Origin of the sequence: Bradyrhizobium oropedii (genome assembly GCF_020889685.1) — a bacterium.
In the GTDB taxonomy this organism is placed as follows: Bacteria; Pseudomonadota; Alphaproteobacteria; order Rhizobiales; family Xanthobacteraceae; genus Bradyrhizobium; species Bradyrhizobium oropedii.
This window is the reverse complement of record NZ_JACMYO010000033.1, coordinates 1-19,730: the sequence shown is the minus strand read 5'-3', so window position 1 is coordinate 19,730 and position 19,730 is coordinate 1. Positions and strand designations below refer to the sequence as shown.

19 protein-coding genes and 2 pseudogenes are annotated in these 19,730 nt (G+C 65.2%); 11 read left to right on the top strand and 10 right to left on the bottom strand.

Annotated features, from left to right (window positions below):
• The first annotated feature begins 469 nt into the window (after window positions 1-469).
• From dxs to H8A95_RS11935, 5 genes and pseudogenes are all read left to right on the top strand, one after another.
• A complete protein-coding gene (gene dxs / locus H8A95_RS11955; RefSeq protein ID WP_229183314.1) occupies window positions 470-2,398 on the top strand; it encodes a 1-deoxy-D-xylulose-5-phosphate synthase in 1,929 nt (642 codons plus the stop codon).
• Between the two features lie 139 nt (window positions 2,399-2,537).
• The gene (locus H8A95_RS11950; protein ID WP_229166213.1) at window positions 2,538-3,101 is read left to right on the top strand and encodes a nucleoside 2-deoxyribosyltransferase; all 564 of its coding nucleotides are present in this window, start codon (window positions 2,538-2,540) and stop codon (window positions 3,099-3,101) included.
• An 8-nt stretch (window positions 3,102-3,109) separates the two neighbouring features.
• Window positions 3,110-3,869, top strand: a pseudogene (locus tag H8A95_RS11945) (TlyA family RNA methyltransferase).
• Window positions 3,862-5,103, top strand: coding sequence for a class I SAM-dependent RNA methyltransferase (locus H8A95_RS11940; RefSeq protein WP_229183313.1), 1,242 nt, complete (start codon window positions 3,862-3,864; stop codon window positions 5,101-5,103). Before H8A95_RS11945 ends, H8A95_RS11940 begins: the two are co-directional and overlap by 8 nt.
• 53 nt (window positions 5,104-5,156) lie before the next feature.
• Window positions 5,157-5,999 (top strand): nucleotidyltransferase domain-containing protein, encoded by an 843-nt coding sequence (locus H8A95_RS11935; RefSeq protein ID WP_229183312.1) that lies wholly within the window; start codon window positions 5,157-5,159, stop codon window positions 5,997-5,999.
• 3 nt (window positions 6,000-6,002) lie between these two features.
• Here H8A95_RS11935 and H8A95_RS11930 read toward each other — a convergent pair whose 3' ends face one another.
• Window positions 6,003-6,851: a DUF1194 domain-containing protein gene (locus tag H8A95_RS11930; protein ID WP_229183311.1), complete on the bottom strand. Its 849-nt coding sequence runs from the start codon at window positions 6,849-6,851 to the stop codon at window positions 6,003-6,005.
• 233 nt (window positions 6,852-7,084) lie between these two features.
• On the opposite strand from H8A95_RS11930, the gene clpS reads away from it, so the two are divergent.
• Window positions 7,085-7,390, top strand: a complete 306-nt coding sequence (clpS, locus tag H8A95_RS11925; protein ID WP_021076758.1) for an ATP-dependent Clp protease adapter ClpS — start codon at window positions 7,085-7,087, stop codon at window positions 7,388-7,390.
• Window positions 7,391-7,396: 6 nt separating this feature from the next.
• Here clpS and H8A95_RS11920 read toward each other — a convergent pair whose 3' ends face one another.
• From H8A95_RS11920 to H8A95_RS11905, 4 genes are all read right to left on the bottom strand, one after another.
• A complete protein-coding gene (locus H8A95_RS11920; protein ID WP_229183310.1) occupies window positions 7,397-8,275 on the bottom strand; it encodes a DMT family transporter in 879 nt (292 codons plus the stop codon).
• A 12-nt stretch (window positions 8,276-8,287) separates the two neighbouring features.
• On the bottom strand, window positions 8,288-9,481 hold the full coding sequence (locus H8A95_RS11915) for an adenylate/guanylate cyclase domain-containing protein (RefSeq protein ID WP_229183309.1): 1,194 nt from the start codon (window positions 9,479-9,481) through the stop codon (window positions 8,288-8,290).
• Window positions 9,482-9,525: 44 nt separating this feature from the next.
• Window positions 9,526-10,614, bottom strand: a complete 1,089-nt coding sequence (aroC, locus tag H8A95_RS11910; protein ID WP_229183308.1) for a chorismate synthase — start codon at window positions 10,612-10,614, stop codon at window positions 9,526-9,528.
• Window positions 10,615-10,689: 75 nt separating this feature from the next.
• On the bottom strand, window positions 10,690-11,289 hold the full coding sequence (locus H8A95_RS11905) for a histidine phosphatase family protein (protein WP_229183307.1): 600 nt from the start codon (window positions 11,287-11,289) through the stop codon (window positions 10,690-10,692).
• 231 nt (window positions 11,290-11,520) lie between these two features.
• On the opposite strand from H8A95_RS11905, the pseudogene H8A95_RS11900 reads away from it, so the two are divergent.
• A pseudogene (locus tag H8A95_RS11900) lies at window positions 11,521-12,008 on the top strand (sigma-70 family RNA polymerase sigma factor).
• Window positions 12,009-12,075: 67 nt separating this feature from the next.
• Window positions 12,076-12,840 carry an anti-sigma factor family protein gene (locus H8A95_RS11895; protein ID WP_229183306.1) on the top strand — a complete coding sequence of 255 codons (765 nt, stop codon included), beginning with the start codon at window positions 12,076-12,078 and terminating at the stop codon, window positions 12,838-12,840.
• A gap of 388 nt (window positions 12,841-13,228) precedes the next feature.
• Here H8A95_RS11895 and H8A95_RS11890 read toward each other — a convergent pair whose 3' ends face one another.
• Both H8A95_RS11890 and H8A95_RS11885 read right to left on the bottom strand, forming a co-directional pair.
• Window positions 13,229-14,188, bottom strand: a complete 960-nt coding sequence (locus H8A95_RS11890) for a DnaJ C-terminal domain-containing protein (protein ID WP_229183305.1) — start codon at window positions 14,186-14,188, stop codon at window positions 13,229-13,231.
• A 122-nt stretch (window positions 14,189-14,310) separates the two neighbouring features.
• Entirely contained in the window at window positions 14,311-14,718 is a 408-nt protein-coding gene (locus H8A95_RS11885; RefSeq protein ID WP_229183304.1) for an RT0821/Lpp0805 family surface protein, read from the bottom strand.
• Window positions 14,719-14,826: 108 nt separating this feature from the next.
• Here H8A95_RS11885 and pdxH point away from each other — a divergent pair, with 108 nt between their 5' ends.
• Window positions 14,827-15,468, top strand: a complete 642-nt coding sequence (pdxH, locus tag H8A95_RS11880) for a pyridoxamine 5'-phosphate oxidase (RefSeq protein ID WP_229183303.1) — start codon at window positions 14,827-14,829, stop codon at window positions 15,466-15,468.
• A gap of 148 nt (window positions 15,469-15,616) precedes the next feature.
• On the top strand, window positions 15,617-16,369 hold the full coding sequence (locus tag H8A95_RS11875) for an SDR family NAD(P)-dependent oxidoreductase (protein ID WP_229183302.1): 753 nt from the start codon (window positions 15,617-15,619) through the stop codon (window positions 16,367-16,369).
• A gap of 120 nt (window positions 16,370-16,489) precedes the next feature.
• Here the strand turns inward: H8A95_RS11875 and H8A95_RS11870 are convergent, their stop codons facing one another.
• Both H8A95_RS11870 and H8A95_RS11865 read right to left on the bottom strand, forming a co-directional pair.
• A complete protein-coding gene (locus tag H8A95_RS11870) occupies window positions 16,490-16,711 on the bottom strand; it encodes a hypothetical protein (protein WP_229183301.1) in 222 nt (73 codons plus the stop codon).
• A 140-nt stretch (window positions 16,712-16,851) separates the two neighbouring features.
• Window positions 16,852-17,829: a magnesium transporter CorA family protein gene (locus H8A95_RS11865; protein WP_229183300.1), complete on the bottom strand. Its 978-nt coding sequence runs from the start codon at window positions 17,827-17,829 to the stop codon at window positions 16,852-16,854.
• A gap of 339 nt (window positions 17,830-18,168) precedes the next feature.
• Between H8A95_RS11865 and H8A95_RS11860 the strand changes: the two genes are divergently transcribed.
• The gene (locus H8A95_RS11860) at window positions 18,169-18,846 is read left to right on the top strand and encodes a L,D-transpeptidase (RefSeq protein ID WP_163156657.1); all 678 of its coding nucleotides are present in this window, start codon (window positions 18,169-18,171) and stop codon (window positions 18,844-18,846) included.
• 24 nt (window positions 18,847-18,870) lie between these two features.
• On the opposite strand, the gene H8A95_RS11855 is transcribed toward H8A95_RS11860, so the two are convergent.
• On the bottom strand, window positions 18,871-19,730 hold an 860-nt coding region (locus H8A95_RS11855; RefSeq protein WP_229183299.1), incomplete at its 5' end, for an extensin family protein.

Genomic DNA, 19,730 nt, shown 5'->3' with positions numbered 1-19,730 from the left:
AGAATGCCGCGGGGCGCCTGCGGCGATGGAGTGTGGCCGCGAATCAGGCCGATCCGGACCGGCCGGCTGCCGCTAAAATGGCCAAATTGGAACCCGCTTCCGGCCCCAAGCATTGAAAAGTCTCGGTTTTTCAAGATAGCGCACAGGAACCCTGCGCCGCCTATCGGGTTGGCTTTGGTTACGGCTTTGGTGTAATGCTTCCAGTTCTATGGGCATTTGAGGGTGGCGGGCGGCCCGAATTATTCGGGCGGCATGCACCTCAAATGGTTCGACAAAACTGAACCGGGACGGGTGAAGAGCGACCAAGGTGATGCGTATCACGTGGTCCAATCCGGAGTGAATCTAGGCTTACAACCAGGCACGGTCGGCCGGGGCGGCACCCGATGTCTGGCATTCGCTGCGCGATGTGCGCGCCAACCCATCTCGCGTCGGGCGGTTCGTTCCGACAGGCAAAAATTGGAAATTCGCTGTGACCACATTTAGTAAAACGCCGCTTCTTGACACTATTCACACGCCCGATGACCTGCGCAAGTTGAAGGTCGAGCAGGTTCGGCAGGTTGCCGACGAGCTCCGCCAGGAAACCATCGACGCCGTGTCGGTGACCGGCGGCCATTTCGGCGCCGGCCTCGGCGTGGTCGAACTGACCACCGCCATCCACTACACTTTCGACACCCCGCGCGACCGCCTGATCTGGGACGTCGGCCACCAGGCCTATCCGCACAAGATCCTGACCGGGCGCCGCGACCGCATCCGCACCCTGCGCACCGCCGGCGGTCTCTCCGGCTTCACCAAGCGCACCGAGAGCGACTACGATCCGTTCGGCGCCGCGCACTCCTCGACCTCGATTTCGGCCGGCCTCGGCATGGCCGTGGCGCGCGATCTCTCCGGCGGCAAGAACAACGTTATCGCCGTGATCGGTGACGGCGCGATGTCAGCGGGCATGGCCTACGAGGCCATGAACAACGCCGGCGCGATGAACTCGCGCCTGATCGTGATCCTCAACGACAACGACATGTCGATCGCGCCGCCGGTCGGCGCGATGAGCGCCTATCTGTCGCGCCTCTACTCGGGCAAGACCTACCGCTCGCTGCGCGAGGCCGCCAAGCAGATCAACAAGCGCCTGCCGAAGATCCTCGCCAACCGCGCCAACCGCGTCGAGGAATATTCCCGCGGCTTCATGATGGACGGCGGCACGCTGTTCGAGGAGCTCGGCTTCTATTATGTCGGCCCGATCGACGGTCACAACCTCGACCATCTGCTGCCGGTGCTGAAGAACGTCCGCGACATGGAGACCGGGCCGATTCTGGTTCACGTCGTGACCCAGAAGGGCAAGGGCTACGGCCCGGCCGAAGCCTCCGCCGACAAGTACCACGCCGTCGTCAAGTTCGACGTCGCGACCGGCACCCAGGCCAAGGCCAAGCCGAACGCGCCGGCCTACCAGAACGTGTTCGGCCAGAGCCTCGTCAAGGAGGCCGAGAAGGACGACAAGATCGTCGCCATCACCGCGGCGATGCCGTCGGGCACCGGCGTCGACATCTTCAACAAGGCGTTCCCGGACCGCACCTTCGACGTCGGCATCGCCGAGCAGCATGCGGTGACCTTCGCCGCCGGCCTCGCCACCGAAGGCTACAAGCCGTTCTGCGCGATCTACTCGACCTTCCTGCAGCGCGGCTATGACCAGGTGGTCCATGACGTCGCGATCCAGAGCCTTCCGGTCCGCTTCGCGATCGACCGCGCCGGCCTGGTCGGCGCCGACGGCGCGACGCATGCCGGTTCGTTCGACAACGCCTATCTCGGCTGCCTGCCGAACTTCGTGATCATGGCGGCCTCCGACGAGGCGGAAATGGTTCACATGGTGGCGACGCAGGTTGCAATCAACGATCGTCCGAGCGCACTGCGCTATCCGCGCGGCGAGGGCCGCGGCGTCGAGATGCCGGAAGTCGGCGTTCCCCTGCCGATCGGCAAGGGCCGCATTATCCGCGAGGGCAAGCAGGTCGCGCTGCTGTCGTTCGGCACCCGCCTCGCCGAGTGCGAGAAGGCCGCCGACGAACTCGCTGCCCACGGTCTCTCCGCTACGATCGCCGACGCGCGCTTCATGAAGCCGCTCGACGAAGAGATGATCATGAAGCTCGCCCGCGACCACGAGATCCTGATCACGATCGAGGAAGGCTCGATCGGCGGCTTCGGCTCGCATGTCATGCAGTTCCTGTCCGACAACGCCATGCTGGATAGCGGCATGCTCAAGTTCCGCTCGATGATCCTGCCCGACGTGTTCCTCGACCACGACTCGCCGGCGGCGATGTATGCCCGTGCGGGTCTCGACGCCAAGAGCATCGTTGCCAAGGTCTTCGAAACCCTCGGCAAGGACTACAAGACCGAGACCGTCAAGCTCGCGTAATCGCTTCGGGCGGCGCCCACTGGAGCAGTTTCGGTTCTGATTGAATCAGAACCGGAGCTCCAGGTTCTTTTTTGGACGCGTTTTCTTCACGCGAACCGGTGTCCACTTCGCTCGAAAACGCTCTAGCCCCGGCAAGTCCATGAAAATCTATCTGGCAGGTCCTGACGTGTTCCTGCCGGATGCCGTGGAGATCGGCCGCCGCAAGGCGGAGGTGTGCGCCTATCACGGGCTGACCGGGCTCTATCCGCTCGACAACGGCATCAATCCCACGGCCGCCGGCGCTTCACTTACCATCTTCAAAAGCAACGAGGCGATGATGGAGTCGGCCGACGCCGTCATCGCCAATTTGACGCCGTTTCGCGGCCCCAGTGCCGACGCAGGGACCGTCTACGAACTCGGCTACATGGCGGGACGCGGCAAGCTGTGCCTCGCTTATTCGAACGATCCCACGTCCTACGCCAATCGCGTGGCGCGGCTGCAGCAGGTCGTGCCGGCATTCGACGGACGCCTGATCGACGCGGAGGGACTGACGGTGGAAGAGTTTGGCTTGCCAGACAATCTGATGATGATGCACGCGCTCGATCTGCACGGCAGTCCGCTGGTGACGCCGAGGGAGCCTGCGGCCGACCTCTGGCACGACCTCACCTCCTTCGAGACCTGCGTGCGGCTCGCCGCCGCGCAGCTCCGGCAGGGCGCCAAGTGACCAAGCACGTGACCAAGGCAGGCGACAACGACAACAACGCATCCGCCGGCAAGCGCATCGACGTGCTGCTGGTCGAGCGCGGCCTGTTCGAAAGCCGGGCCCGGCCGCGCCGCGATCGACGCCGGCCTCGTCACCGCCGACGGCAAGTCAATCGCGAAGGCATCCGAACTCGTGGCGCCCGGAGCCGCACTCACGGCCGAGCCGGCGCATCCCTATGTCTCGCGCGGCGGCGTCAAGCTCGCCGGCGCGCTCGAGCATTATCCAATCGACGTCGAGGGCCATGTCTGCCTCGATGTCGGCGCCTCGACCGGCGGCTTCACCGAAGTGCTCCTTGCCAATGGTGCGAGCCTCGTCTTTGCCATCGATGTCGGCCACGGCCAGCTGCATCCCTCGCTGCGGGGGCATCCGAAGATCGTCTCCATGGAGGAGACCGACATCAGGAATTTCGAGGGCAAACGCCTGCCGGCGCGGCCCGACGTCGTCGTGATCGACGTCAGCTTCATCTCGCTGAAGCTGGTGCTGCCGGTGGCGCTGTCGCTGGCGGCCGCACCGATGCATCTGCTGGCGCTGATCAAGCCGCAGTTCGAGGCGGCGCGCAAACATTCCAAGCGCGGCGTCATCCGCAACGCGATGGTGCACCAGGAAATCTGCGACGATATCGCAGCCTTTGCCGCCTCGCTCGGCTGCACCGACATTCAGGTGTTCCCGTCATCGATCACCGGTGGCGACGGCAATATCGAATTCTTCCTCGGCGCGCGCCGTGGCTGAGCAACTCACCATCGACCATGTCGGGCATCGCGGCGACGGCGTCGCGACCGAAGGCGCGCAGTCGATCTTCGTGCCCTACACGCTGGCCGGCGAAACCGTCGAGGTCGAAGACGTGCCCGGTCACCATCCCGACCGGCGGCGGCTGGTCCGGGTGACGCAGCAAAGCCCCGAGCGGATCACGCCGTTCTGCCCGCATTTCGGCGTCTGCGGCGGCTGCGCGATCCAGCACTGGAATGACGCAAGCTATCATGCCTGGAAACGCAACATCGTGGTCGAGACGCTGGCGCAGGCGAAGATCGCTGCCGACGTCGCACCGTTGCTCGACGCCCACGGCGTGGGCCGCCGCCGCATCACGTTGCACGGACGCATCGGCGCCCATGAGGTCCTCAAGGTCGGCTTCGCCGCTGTCGGCTCGCACGACATCATCCCGGTCGATCGCTGTCCGATCCTCGATCCGGCGCTCGACGGCGCACTTGAAGCCGCCTGGGCCGTTGCCGAGCCGCTGATCTCGATCGGCAAGCCGCTCGACATCCAGGTGACCGCGACCCTCAACGGCCTCGACATCGACGTGCGCGGCTCCGGCGCGCTGCCGACGAGACTGATCAGCACTTTGTCCCGCATCGCGGAGAAACACCGACTGGCGCGGCTGACCCGGCACGGCGAGCTGGTGCTGCAGCGCGGCTCCCCTGACGTTGCGATCGGAAAGGCCAAGGTCGTGCTGCCGCCGGGCTCGTTCCTGCAGGCAACCGTCAAGGGCGAGGAGACGCTTGCCGCATTGGTTCGCGAGCGTTGCGGACGCGCCAAGCACATCGCCGATCTGTTTTGCGGCGTCGGCCCGTTCGCGCTTCGCCTCGCGGAGAAGGCGCGGATCGCGGCCTTCGACAACGACGCCGGCGCGATCGCGGCGCTGCAAAAGGCCGCACAAACGACGCCGGGGCTGAAGCCGCTCAAGGCCGAGGCGCGCGACCTGTTCCGCCGTCCCCTGATGCCGCAGGAATTGCGCGACTATGACGCCGTGGTGTTCGATCCGCCCCGGCAGGGCGCGCAGGCGCAGGTCACCCAGCTTGCGGCTAGCAAGGTGCCGGTGATCGTCGCGGTGTCCTGCAACGCCGCGACGTTTGCGCGCGACGCGAAAATCCTGATCGATGGCGGCTACAAGATTGCTGATGTCACGCCGGTCGATCAGTTCCGCCACACTCCGCATGTCGAACTGGTGGCGCGGTTCACCCGCTGAGACGACGCGGCGGCTATCGCGGCACGCGGCGGTCTCGCTATAATCTGCGCATCATGACCGATGATCCGCTGCTCGCACGCATCATTCCTATCCTCGCCACCGTGCCTGGTGTCGCCGCCATCGTGCTCGGCGGCTCGCGGGCGCGCGGCACGGCACATGACACCTCCGACTATGATCTCGGCATCTACTACAGGGACAGCGCCGCACTCGATATCGATCGGCTGCGCGACGCAGTGACGGGCCTGGTCGATGACCCCTCTGCCATGCATGTGACGCCGGTCGGCGAATGGGGGCCCTGGATCGTCGGCGGCGCCTGGCTCAGGATCGGCGGCCGCAAGGTCGACCTGCTCTATCGCAGCATCGGGCAGGTCACCGACGTGATCGACGCCTGCCGGAACGGCGACATCAGCATGCACTACCAGCCGGGCCATCCGCACGGCTTCTGCTCGGCGATCTGGATGGGCGAGGTCGCGCTGTGCCGCGTCCTGCATGATCCCGACGGTCTCGTCGCGGCACAGAAGGCGAGAACCGCGCCCTACCCGCCGGCCCTGCGCGATGCCCTGGTGCGACGCTTTCAATGGGAAATCCTGTTCAGCATCGAGAATGCCGCACTAGCCGTGCCGCGTGGCGACAGCACACACATCGCCGGCTGCGCCTATCGCGCGCTCGCCTGCATCGCGCAGGTGCTGTTTGCGGTGAACGGGCAATACCTGATCAACGAGAAGGGCGCGCTGGCGCAGGCGGCGAATTTTCCGGTGACGGTTCGCAACCTCGCCACGCGTGCTGCCGAAGTCTGGCGGCGGATCGGAGCAGCGGAGCACGCGGCCGCGTTGCAGACGCTACGCGCGTTGGAGAATGAGCTAAGCGATATCGGCCGAGTCGTAAGAAGGGTATGATCGCTATCGCCCCCAGCGATCCTGCCAGATCTTCTCGCCGATCATGCAATTGACCCGCGGGTCCTTCTCGGCGGTTCGCACGATCGGGCGCTCGGGGGTTCGGCCGGCGACTTCGAGCAGCAGCTTGGTGCGGATCGCCTCCTTGAATTTCTCGCGATCCTTGATCGTCACCACGAAGGAGCCGGGTCCGCCGATCACGCAGTCCTCGTAATAGTAGTCGAGATTTTCGATATCCATCGTCGAATAGGACGGCTCCTTCACCATGATCGGCAGGCCGTTGATGACGATGCCCTTGTCGAGGGCCGCATCGCGCGCAGGCGTGATCGGCGTGCCGTTATTGTTGGGTCCGTCGCCGGAAATATCGATCACGCGGCGCAGGCCGCGATGCGGGTTCTCGTCGAACATCGGGATCGCGAAATAGATCGCACCCGAAATCGAAGTGCGCGAAGCGCGCCGCACCGGCGTCTTCATGATCTCGGCAGAGACCGCATCGGCGGATTCGGGGCCGTCGATCACGCGCCAGGGAATGATGACCTTCTGGTCGTTGGAGGCGGCCCATTCGAAATAGGTGACCGAGATCTTGCCGTTCGGCCCGGCCTTCAGCGCCTGCAGGAAATCCTTGGAAACGATTGCCTGCGCATAGCCCTCGCGCTGGATCGCGAGCTCGTCCATGTCCATCGAATAGGAGACGTCGACTGCGATGATCAACTCGATGTCGACGCTCGGCGTGGATTCCTTTTCAGCCAGCCGGCCAGTCTGTGTTCCCGGGCCGGGCGCGGCAACACCGGCCACATCGCCGCTGGCCAACATGCCCGCGACAAGCACCGCTCCGATCGAGACATACCAGCGCATTGCGGCCCTCCCGTCGTGTGCCTGTCATGGTGACACGCAAATCACGCGGCGAAAAGCGCTGATATCATCTGTCCTTCACATTCAAGTTAGACACGTCGAGGTTAGACGCGCGTGCCGCGAATGCGGCAACACGCGTCGTGCCGTTGCCGCAATGACGCCGTGCAAATCGAACGGTTCCAACACACGACGGAAGACGGTATTCTTACGGGGCAATCGCGAGGGAGTGCCGGGCGATGCCCGATACGGTCGTCAAGCCGAAAACCAGGACGAAGACCAAGGTCGAGCGGCCCCGCCTGCACAAGGTGATCCTGGTCAACGACGACTATACGCCGCGCGAATTCGTCGTCACCGTGCTGAAGGGTGAATTCCGCATGACCGACGACCAGGCCTACAAGGTGATGCTGACCGCACACCAGCGCGGCGTCTGCGTGGTCGCCGTCTTCACCAGGGACGTCGCCGAGACCAAGGCGACGCGCGCCACCGACGCCGGCCGCGCCAAGGGCTATCCGCTGCTGTTCACGACCGAGCCGGAAGAGTAGCAGGCATCACCGCCGCGCTGGCTCGACGCGCTGGCTGATCGCAATGTCGGCGACGACTGCCCCCATCACCAGCGCGCCGCCAACGAGGGCGCGCAGCGACGGCACTTCGGCAAACGCCAGCCACACCCAGAACGGCATCAGCGGCGTTTCGAGGGTTGCGATCAGCGAGGCCTGCGCGGACGGCAGCAATCTGGAGCCGACCGTGAACAGGGTGAGACCGAGCCCCACCTGGCACGCCCCGAACATCGCGAGCACACCGAGATCGGCGCCGCTGACCGCGCCGATGCCCTGCCCCAACGGCAAGCTGATGGCGCTGCCGAGAAAGTTCGAGAGCGCCGCGGCGGCGATCATCGGCGTGCCCCTGTGTCGTCGGATCACCACCGTCATCAGGGAGATCGCGAGCACCATCACGCAGGCAAGGCCGATGCCCCTGTAATCCGTGATGCCGACGGCGCCGCTGACGGTGATGGCCACACCCGCGAGCGCGACAAGACTTGCCAGCAATGTGCCGCGCCGCGCCCGCTCGCGCAGCCAAAGCCAGGCGATCGCGGCCGCCACGAACGGCTGCATCGCGATCAGGATCGCGACATTGGCGACGCTGGTCAGCTGCAGCGCCGGGATGAACGTCACCATGCCGAAGGTCGAGAGGCCGGCCACCAGCCATCCGCTCGCGGGCATCGCGACGAGATCGCGCACGCCGCGCCGGCCCTGCGTCGCGACCAGGAACAGCGCGATCGCGCCGCCGCCGAACAGCCCGCGCCAGAATAGGATGGTCCAGGAATCGAAGTGCAACAGCCGAGTGAAGAACGGCGCGGTGCTCCAGGCCGCTGCGGCCGCAACGACCAGCGCGATCCCGGTGCGGTGCTGCGCGTCACTGTCAGTCACCACCCGCCGCCGTCAACCAGCAGCCGCGACCGGCGCCTCGTCGAACAGGCCGTAGACCCGTTCGGCCTTGGCAAATCCCGCGATCGGAAACTCGCCGAGATCGCTCCAGCCGCCGTCGTGAATGCCGGCGAAGCGCTCGGACGCCACGACGGTGCGGCCGAGACGGCCGGCGATCTTCTCCAGCCGCGCGGCGAGATTGACCGCCGGACCGATGCAGGTGAAGTCGAGCCGATTGCCGCCGCCGATATTGCCATAGAGCACGCGCCCGAGATGCAGCGCGACGCCGAAGCGGAAGCGCTCGACCGCATCGCCGTTGGGAAACTGCAGCGCCTCGACCCCGGCGCGGGATGCGCGCGCAGCCTCCAGCACCCGCGAGCAGACCTGTGCCTCGTCGCCGAGATACTCGTCGACCGGGAACACTGCGAGCAGGCCGTCGCCCATGAATTTGAGCACTTCGCCGCCTTGGTCGCGAATGGCAGTGACCTGACAATCGAAATAGAGGTTGAGGATCTCGACGACCGTCTCGGCCGGCAAACGGTCCGACAGCGCAGTGAAGCCGCGCAGGTCGGACAGCCAGATCGCGGCATCCATCGTATCGGCGTGGCCGCGCCGGATCTGGCCGCCCATGATGCGCTCGCCGGCACGGTTGCCGACATAAGTGTCGAGCAGCAGCGTGGCGGTGCGGCGCAGCGTGACGATCTCGATGTAGCGCGACAGCGGGACGGTGATCGAGCGGATCGCGTTGAGCTGCTCATCGGTGAAGCCACCCGGCTGCCTGGTGGTCCAGCTCGACGCATTGGGAAAGCCGTCGGTGTTGATCAGCGGCACCGCGATGTAGTCGGTGACGCCCTCTTCCTGCAAATCTACGACGATCGGAAAGCGCTTGCTGGCGGGATCGTCGAGCCGCGCACGCACCTCGACGCCCTGCTTGAAGACGATCGACAGCGGGCTGACGGCATATTCCGGGGAGTCCTCGATGTTGTGGCCGACGGTGCCGGTCTCGACCTCGGAGCCTGGCTTCCAGAAGAAATGCCGGCCGTAGATCTCGGGATGCAGCGTGCGCACGAAGACGCCGACGCGCCACAGCGGCAGGCCGGCCCGCACCAGGCGTTCGCAGCACTCCGCCATCATCTGCTGCGGGGTCGGCGCCGAGCGCGCGCCGCCGATCATCCATTCGATGATGTCCCGAAGCTCCGACGCGTTCATGGCATTCCCCGAGGGCGGTCTGGCGACCGCCACTATATAGGGGATCAGCGCCCGGTCTGCCCGCGGTCGCGCAGAAAATGATCCGCCAGCACGCAGGCCATCATGGCCTCGCCGACCGGCACCGCGCGGATGCCGACGCAGGGATCGTGGCGGCCCTTGGTCAGGATGTCGGTGTCGGCGCCCTTGCGGTCGACGGTGCGGCGCGTGGTCAGGATCGACGACGTCGGCTTGACCGCAAAGCGCACCACCACCGGCTGGCCGGTCGAGATGCCGCCGAGCACGCCGCCGGCATGGTTGGAGAGGAAGCGCGTGCCGTTATTGCCGGTCCGCATCTCGTCGGCGTTCTCTTCGCCGGTGAGCTCAGCGGCGCCGAAGCCGGCGCCGATCTCGACGCCCTTGACCGCGTTGATGCTCATCATCGCGGAGGCCAGATCGCTGTCGAGTTTTGCGTAAATCGGCGCGCCGAGCCCGGCCGGCACACCTTCGGCGACAATCTCGATGACGGCGCCGATCGAGGAGCCGCTCTTCCTGATGCCGTCGAGATAGCTCTCGAAGAACGCCGCCTTATCCTTGTCGGGACAGAAGAACGGGTTGTTGGCGATCTCGTCCCAGTCCCACTTCTCGCGATCGATCTTGTGCGGGCCCATCTGCACCAGCGCGCCGCGCACCTTCACCTCGGGCAGGACCTTGCGCGCGATCGCGCCGGCCGCGACACGGGTTGCGGTCTCGCGCGCGGAGGAACGTCCGCCGCCGCGGTAGTCGCGCAGGCCGTATTTCGCTTCATAGGTGAAGTCGGCGTGGCCGGGGCGGAACTTGTCCTTGATCTCGGAATAGTCCTTCGAGCGCTGATCGGTGTTCTCGATCAGCAGCGCGATCGGCGTGCCGGTCGTGACCTGCACGCCGCTCTCCGGATGCGGCATCACGCCGGACAGGATCTTCACCGCATCCGGCTCCTGGCGCTGGGTGGTGAAGCGCGACTGGCCGGGCCGGCGGCGATCGAGGTCGTGCTGGATCTCCTCCACGGTCAGAGGGATCATCGGCGGGCAGCCGTCCACGACGCAGCCGATCGCGACCCCATGGCTCTCGCCGAAGGTCGTGACGCGGAACATATGGCCGAAAGTATTGAAGGACATGGCGTGTCGTAACGCGCAGGGTCGACACCGTCAAACGGGTTTCATGCCCCCGAAGACGTGGCTGCCCCGGCGCCCTTAACTATATTTCTGCAGGCCCGCCGCGCCGAACACGTAGACTGCGCCCTGCTCGATATAGAGCTCGGCGGCCGAGGCCGGCGTCTCGAAGCCGAGCGTCACCATCAAGGCCCGCGCTGTGCCGCCATGGGCGACGGCGACCGTGTCGGAGGTCACCGAATGGTACCACTCGGTCATCCGCACCTGCACGTCGACATAGCTCTCGCCGCCCTCCGGCGCCACCGTCCACTTCTCGGCCAGACGGCGGGCATAGACGACGGGATCGGCAGCCTGCGCCTGCGCCAGCGTCGAGCCCTCCCACGTCCCGTAGCCGATCTCGCGCAGCCTGTCGTCGAGGGCATAGTCGCCCGGCGGCAGGCCGAGCTCGGTGCGCACCAGCTCCATGGTCGCGCGCGCCCGGATCAGCGGGCTCGCGACGAACGGCAGCGTCGTCTTGTCACGGCCATCGCGCGCCAGCAGACCGGCGAGGATGCGCCCGGCCTGCGCGGCCTGGGCGCGGCCGCGCTCGTTGAGGGCAATGTCCTGCGCGCCCTGAAGCCGGCCTTCGGCGTTCCACGAGGTTTCGCCGTGGCGGATGTAGTAGATCGTTGGCACCGGCATTCCCGTAACGGCTGGTCCTTGCTGAGCGAGCTGTCGGGCGCCTGATATCAAGGCTTCCACGCTTCGATTTTTTTTCGGCTCCGAGGTACACCAGCGCTTCGGCTGGCGACAAGCCCAAATCGGCCGCAGCTGAGGCGGTATGCGCAGAGATCGGTGCAACCGGAATAGCCACGCCGTTAGGGTGTTATGTTGGGCAAGGCACTGTCGCCGAGACCATCGAAGACTGGATGCATGACCGCGTTTCGTCAAAGTGTCGAAGCCATGATTCCGGCGCTCCGCCGCTATGCGCGCGCGCTGGCACGTGACACGGATATCGCCGACGATCTGGTGCAGGACACGCTGGTGCGCGCGCTGCGCTCGGAGCGGCTGTTTCTCGGCGGCGATGTCAGGAGCTGGCTCTATACGATCCTGACCAATCTGAATAAGAACCGAAGGCGCTCGCTGGCGCGGCGGCCGCCCCTGATGCCGCTGCTCGACAACAATGCCGACGCCAGCGGCACCGAGGCCGAGGGACGCGACATCGAGCGCGCGCTGTCGACGCTGGTCGAGGAGCAACGCTCGGTGCTGCTGCTCGTGATGCTGGAGGGCATGAGCTACCGGGAGGTCGCCGACATCCAGGGCGTGCGATCGGCACGGTGATGTCCCGCCTCGCCCGCGCGCGCGCCCATGTGCGGGCATCGATCGAGGGCCAGCGCCCGGCGCTGCGGCGGGTGAAATGATAATGTGCGCGATGGCAGGTGTTACGCTTGAACGATTTTCAAACAAGATTTGGCAGAGACGACTGATATGACCGACCCGAACATCCCCGTCACCGAAGACGAGCTGCACGCTTACGTCGACAACGAGCTGCCGGCCGAACGCCGCGGCGACGTCGAGGCGTGGCTCGCCACGCATCCTGACGACGCGGCGCGGGTGCAGTCATGGCGCGCGATGGCCGAGACGCTGCATGCGCGCTACGATACCGTGCTGGACGAGGCCGTGCCGAAGCGGCTCGAGCTCGAGCGGCTGGTGCGCCAGCCGCGCCGCTGGATCTATGGCGCGGTGGCGGCAACGCTGATGGCCTTCATCGCCGGCGGCGGCGTCGGCTGGGTCGCGCGCGGCGCTACGGCTGCGCCGTCGACCTTCCAGAGCTTCACGCTCGACGCGCTCGATGCCCACCGGCTCTACGTGGTCGAGGTTCGCCATCCCGTCGAGGTGCCCGGCAGCGAGCGCGACCATCTGCAGCAGTGGCTGACCAAGCGCTGCGGCTGGGCCGTGCGTGCGCCGGAACTCGCCGGGCTGAAGCTGGTCGGCGGCCGCCTGCTGCCCGGCCCGAGCGGGCCGGCGTCGTTCCTGATGTATGAGAGCACGTCCGGCGAGCGCTTCACGGTCTACACCGCCAAGGCGAAGACCGAGGCGACGCAGATGCGTTATGCCGCGCAGGGCAGCGACGGCGCGCTGTTCTGGGCCGATCGGGGCGTCGCCTATGTCGTCAGCGGCGGCACCGACCGCAGCCGGCTGACCCAGGTCGCGCAGGCCGTCTACGATCAGATGGAGAAGAGCGGAGGTTGATCTCCCGTAATTCTACGGGAGATCACGTCGCGAAATTGCGCCGTTTCGAGTAAGTGAATCCAGCCTCACCCGGCGTCCCAATTCCGACATTGAAAACTTCGATTCGCGTCATTGACGCGTCTCATTATCGTACCGGATGCTCACGCGAAGATGATCTGCGCCCGATCCGCCGATCGGCGCACGCGGCCTCGATTGGGGTTTTGTGTACCGCGCTGGTCCCCCTCTCGAGGCCGCACTCCTTTTTCCGCCATCCGGGTCTGCACGCCGCAGACCAGGAGCTGGACGGCCGGTCATCCTTTGACGCGCTCACGGCGCGGCGTCTACCCCGATAGAGTCCGGGGTAGTTGCAGTTTCGCGTCTTCGCGTCTCTGGGGCGCGCCCTCGGCGGTCAGCCGAGATCGCTGCGCGGATTGTAGGGGTTACGCTCCCGCCACGTCTGCATCAATGCCTCAAGCTCGGCATCGTTCCCGTCGGGAAGGACGATGCGGGTCGTGACGTAGAGGTCGCCGGTCACCCCCGCCTTCGACAGCCCCTTGCCCTTGAGGCGGAAGGTGCGTCCGCTCGAGGTGTTTTTCGGGATCGACAGTTCGACCGCGCTGCCGAGCGTCGGCACGCGGACCTTGCCGCCCAGCACCGCCTCATACAGGGTCACGGGCAGGTCGATCCGCAGATCGTTGCCGTCGATCTTGAAGAACGGATGCGGCGCGATCGAGATCGTGATCAGGAGATCGCCGGGCGGATGGCCTTGCGCAGTGTCGCCCTGCCCCTTCAGCCGGATCTGCTGGCCGGCGGTGACGCCGGGCGGAATCTTGACGTTGAGCTCACGGCCGGTCGGCAGGCGGACGCGCTTGTCGCCGCCCCTGACCGATTCCTCCAGCGACACCGTCATCGCGACCGAAAGGTCGAGGTCGACGCCGACCCCGCCGCCGTCGAACTCGAACGGGCTGGCTCGGCCCGCACGGGCGCTGCCGGCACGCGCGGCATTGCCGAACATGCTGTTGAGGATGTCCTCGAAGCTGCCGCCGCCCCCACCGCCACCGGGGCCGCCGCGGAAGCTGTATTCGAATCCACCCGGACCGGCACGGCCGCCGGCGCCGCCGCCGCCGGGGAACCCCTGGAAGCGCGGCTTGCCATCGGCATCGATCTCGCCGCGATCGAACTGCTTGCGCTTGTCCTCGTCGCCGACGATCTCGTTGGCCGTGTTGATCTCCGCAAAGCGGGCAGCCGCCTTCGGGTCGTTGTTGTTGTTGTCAGGGTGATGCTTCTTGGCGAGCTTGCGATAAGCACTCTTGATCGTCGCAGCGCTTGCACTCCGCTGCACCCCCAAGACCTCATAGGGGTCGCGCATCCGTCACGTCTCCTTCACGGGAAAATCAGTCCTGCTGAGAACCCATTCGGGCCCACTTTGCCTTCATGTGGGGGCTCAGTGGCATTTTTGCAACTAGTCCGCTACCGGCTTCTCCGGAACTCTCAGGACTTTCTCCACGGCTTCAGACTATGGATTTCCCACCGCCCCTGTCCAGCCTTGCAAGCAGCACCCTGTAGCCAGCTCTCGGTGGCTCCATTGACATAGCTGGCGAGGAAGTCCCGGCACGTCTTGCCGTCCTCGCCCGAATAGGCCTGGGCCAGCGGCGTCACCGATCCGCGCGCACCGGTTTGAGGGTTTTCCCACGGCTGGCTGGAATCCTTGTCGCCCTTGGTCAGCACGTCGGAGGCGGCGTTGCGGGCGAAAGCGAGATCGCTGTCGGTCGGCACGGCAGCGTTGACCTGGGTCGGGCTGATCGAGCCCGTCACATCCTTGTCGTCCAATTTGGCGAAGGCATCGGTGCGCGACAGGCTGCAGCCGCCTGCGCCGACGCCAATCAGGATCAGTGTCACCACCGCGCCTGCGGGGTGGATCGCCGATAGGCCAACGCGCCCCCATGCCCTATATAGGGCTAGAAACGCGCGCTCGGACGCGGGCGAACGCAAATCGGGACTCCTGACATGACCGACACGACCTCCATCAAACACCCGACACCGTTAACATCGGGTGATTTCACCGCGGCGGAGGAGCCGTTCGCCCTGTTCGGCGAATGGTTTGCGGAGGCGGTCAAGTCCGAGCCGAACGATCCGAACGCGATGGCGCTCGCGACCGTCGATGCCGACGGACTGCCCGACGTGCGGATGGTGCTGATGAAGGGCTTCGATGCCGACGGCTTCGTGTTCTACAGCCACATTGCCAGCGCCAAGGGCCGCGAATTGGCCTCAAATCCTAAGGCCGCTTTACTGTTTCACTGGAAATCGCTGCGCCGACAGGTGCGCATCCGCGGACCGGTCACGCCGGTCACCGATGCCGAGGCCGATGCCTATTTCGCCACAAGGCCGAAGCAGGCGCAGATCGGCGCCTGGGCCAGCAAGCAGTCGCAGCCGCTCGAAAGCCGCTTCGCCTTCGAGCAGGCGATCGCCAAGGCCGGCGCGAAATACGTCATCGGCGAGGTGCCGCGGCCGCCGGGCTGGAGCGGCTGGCGGATCACGCCACAACGCTTCGAGTTCTGGCACGACCGCCCGTTCCGCCTGCACGACCGCATCGAATTCCGCCGCGATGCCGCCGGCAACGCCTGGTCGAAGGTGCGGCTCTATCCCTGAAAAAATGCAACCGTCATGGAAGGGCAAAAGTGCGAAGCGCGTCTTCGTGTAAGGTGACCCCGGCCATCGACGTCCCCGATCTTCAAACATTCGAAGACGTCGATGCCCGGCACGACGCCGCGCATGACGAAAACGAAAGAAACTGTCGATGACCCGCCCTTCCAATGCGCCGCGGCGCACGCTGCTCCTGACCGGCGCGAGCCGCGGCATCGGCCATGCCACCGCGATCCGGTTCTCGTCCGCCGGCTGGCGCGTCATCACCCTCTCGCGGCACGCGTTTCCGGAGGTCTGCCCCTGGGGCGCCGGCCCGGAAGATCACATCGAGGTCGATCTCGGCAGCCATGACGACACGGTGCGCGCGATCTCGGAGATCCGGCAGCGGCTGGATAACGATGAACTGCACGCGCTGGTCAACAATGCCGCGATCTCGCCGAAAGCGCCCGACGGCAGCCGGCTCGGCACCATGGACACCGACATCGAGACCTGGACCCATGTTTTCCACGTCAACTTCTTCGCACCGGTCATGATCGCGCGCGGGCTGATCGAGGAGTTGAAGCACGCCAAGGGCGCGGTGGTGAACGTCACCTCGATCGCCGGCTCGCGCGTGCATCCGTTCGCGGGCGCAGCCTACGCGACGTCGAAAGCCGCGCTGGCGGCGCTGACCCGGGAGATGGCGTCGGACTTCGGCCGCGTCGGCGTTCGCGTCAATTCGATCGCGCCGGGCGAGATCGATACCTCGATCCTGTCACCGGGCACCGAGAAGATCGTCGACCAGCAGATCCCGATGCATCGCCTCGGCACCCCGGACGAGGTCGCCAAGATCATTTACGTTCTCTGTACGGAGACCAGCTCTTACGTGAACGGTGCGGAAATCCACATTAACGGTGGTCAGCACGTCTGAGCTTCGGATGAGCCGCAATTTCGGGGAAGGAAGTTTCGAGGCGATCCCGGCCGCCGCCGCGGCCGTCACATTGGGATTGCTTCACTTGCAGGCGTAACGACGCCGACGAGGCTTCTGCCTCTAGTCGGCGTAAAACCGGCGTGACTTCTTCCCAGGCTGCCGCAGCGCGACGTCGTTCAGTGCGCTGGAGCATTCGTCTTCGTCCTCGCCATCAAGCAGCGCCGCGTCACAGTAACGGCAAAGTCTCGGCGAGATCGCCTGCACCTTGCCTGCTGCGCGATCCTGTTGATAGCGCGCAAAGTCGATGACGTTACGCCGTGGCGTTATGATCTTCTCAACCATTGCTGTCCTCCGGCTTCGAGGCAGGCGTTATCGCAGACAAGTTTCGCCCAAACGTTCAGCGCAACGCTCAAATTTTAGCAGAGGAAATAAGGCAGTTGCCCGAATCCCAAAATGCGACGCGTGCCCTAAAAAAACAGGCCTTAGAGCCACTTCTTCCACTTGAAAATCCAGTACGGCACGATCGCCGCCATCAGCATCAGCACCAGTGCATACGGATAGCCGTGCGCCCATTCGAGTTCCGGCATCGCCTTGAAGTTCATGCCGTAGATCGAGGCAATCAGCGTCGGCGGCATCAGCACCACCGCCATCACCGAGAACAGCTTGATGATGTTGTTCTGTTCCAGATTGACCACGCCGAGCATGGCATCGAGCACGAAAGTAATTTTGCTGGAGAGGTAGGAGGCGTGGTCGGTCAGTGAGGCCACGTCACGCTGCATGGTCTTGAGCTGCTCGCGCATGTCCTTGGACCATTTCACCCCTTCCACGATCGCCGAGAGGAAGGTCACGAGGCGGCCGATCGAGACCAGGCTTTCGCGGACCTTCGAGGTCAAGTCGCCCTTGCGGCCGATCGCGATCAGGATCTGGGAATATTGCTTGGCGTGGCCGTGGCGTTCGCTCTCCGGCTCGAAGATGTCGTGGGAGACCTGGTCGATGTCGGCCCCGCAGCGCTCCAGGATGTCGGCGCAGCGGTCGATCACCGCATCCAGCAGTTCCATCAGCACCTGCTCGCCGGTGATGCTGGGGGCACAGGAGCGGGCCAGCTTGTTCTCGACCAGTGCGAACGGCTTCGGAAGGTCGTAGCGCACCGTGACCAGCCGATGGCCGGTCAGAATGAAGGTGACCGCCGTGGTCCGCGGCATGTCGGTATCGGATTGGCACATCAGCGTCGCGGTCATGTAGCGCGCGCTGTTCTCGATATAGAGGCGGCTGGAGATCTCGATCTCCTGCATGTCTTCGCGGGTCGGAACCGCGATCCCCGCCAGCTTCTCGACGGCCCTGTCCTCCTCAACGGTCGGATTCGCCAGATCGACCCAGACCGCATTCTCCGGCAGCGCCGACAGTTCCGTGGCGACGACCTTCTTGAGGCTGAAATCGGAAGGGACGAACACCGACAGCATTAACGAACTCCACAAAAACGGGCGGGCAGACCTGCGGACTTAGCGCGATTCTGGCTGGGGCTTCATGACCGGGACATTAACCGGACGCCCACCTTTGTGGCGCCCAGGTGGCAGCGACGTGGGCTGGGCTCAGCAAACCGTTGCCTGTTTGCACAAAAACCGGCCCGGCGCCAGAAGACTTGCGGCAAAAAAGCCACAGACGGCGTCCCGCGATGCGGGAACGGCATCTAAACTCTGGGAATAATGCCACGGTTCGGCAATAATGCCCCTCATGGAATCGTGGCGTTTAGGGCGTAATGTTGGCGCTTTCGGGCGCGGATTTTCGATTGGAATGTAATCATGTCGTCGCTCAAAGTTACCCTCGGGATCCTGACCGCGGGCCTGATGTTGTCGGGCTGCATGCAGGCCACGACCTATGAGGCAACCAATACTGCTGCCTTCAAGCCGCGTGACAAGGAACTTCTCGCCAAGACCACCTATGTCAAGACGCCGGTAGCTGAACCGTTCCGCCGCGCGATCGTCGAATATCACCGCAAGGAAGCCCCCGGCTCCATCCTGGTCGATTCCGACAACCATTACCTCTATTACGTGCTGAACGACGGCAAGGCGATCCGCTACGGCATCACCGTTGGCGAAGAGGCCATGGCCTGGTCCGGCATTGCCAAGGTCGGCAGCATGACCGAATGGCCGGCCTGGCACCCGACCCCCGGTGAAATCTCGCGTCTCGGCGTTCCGACCTTCGTGGCACCCGGCCCGGACAATCCGATGGGTTCGCGCGCGATGTATCTCTACTCGGGCGGCAAGGACACGCTGTTCCGCATTCACGGCACCAACCAGCCGGAATACATCGGTTCGTCGATCTCCTCGGGCTGCATCCGCATGACCAACGAGGACGTCATCGACCTCTACAACCACGTCAAGCTCGGCACCATCGTCGTGGTGCTGGAACCGAAGCACGGTGACTCGCCCTACAAGCCGCAGATGGCATTGCAGGGCGGCAGCATGGCCACCTACTGAACCACGTCTGATACGCGGACGAGATCAAAAGCGCCGGCTCTGCCGGCGCTTTTTTGTTGGCTGCGGCTTGGTCTCGACAGCGCGGTCAGAGGCAGCCGCATCATCTGATCCCGCAGCATCCGCCTTGCCGTCGGCAGCCTTGTCTTGATCGCTCTTGCCGTGATCAGCCTTCGCTGCATCCAGCCTGCCGCCATCGGATTTTGCCGCAACCTCGCGCGGCGGCGCCCCTTCGGGCCGCTCGGCCGGCAATAGCGGCGCGACATGCGGCAGAGGGTCGTACACGTTCCACTGGCAGATCCGGTAATTGTTGCGACGCTCCGCAAGGTCGAGATGGATATGGTCCTCGTGGTACCAGTCCGAGCCCGGCCCGAGCACGGTGGAGAAGCGGGCGCAGACCGAGCGCAGCACGGTCTCGCGCAGATCGCGCGCCACGCTGCGGTCGGTCAGCGAGATCGACTTGCCGTTGGCGAGACCAAAGGCGCGCACATCGAGCGCATTGGCGCGGCCGTGCTCGGAGAGCTGCGCGCCGACGACGCGATTGCGGCCGTGGCACTCGAACGAGTCGAAATTGTCGAGATTGCTGATCCCGCCGCCGAGGGTCTGCGCCAGTGGCGCGATATCGGTGCGAACCCAGTCGGCGACCGCGACTGCCATCTTGCAGCGGAGGATCGCCGCGGGTTTGACTGCGACCTTGCGCTTGTCCGGCAGCACGATGGCCTCGAGCCGCACCAGATCCTCGCCGCCGCAGCCGCCGGCGCCGTGGATATCCGGAATGCTCGGTGCGATCGCGATCTCCTCGGTAAGCGCCTGCCGGCAGGCCGATAGCTGCGGCTTGGGCGGCTCGGCCGGCTTGGCCGTCTCGCTGGACCTTGCGGCCTCGGCCG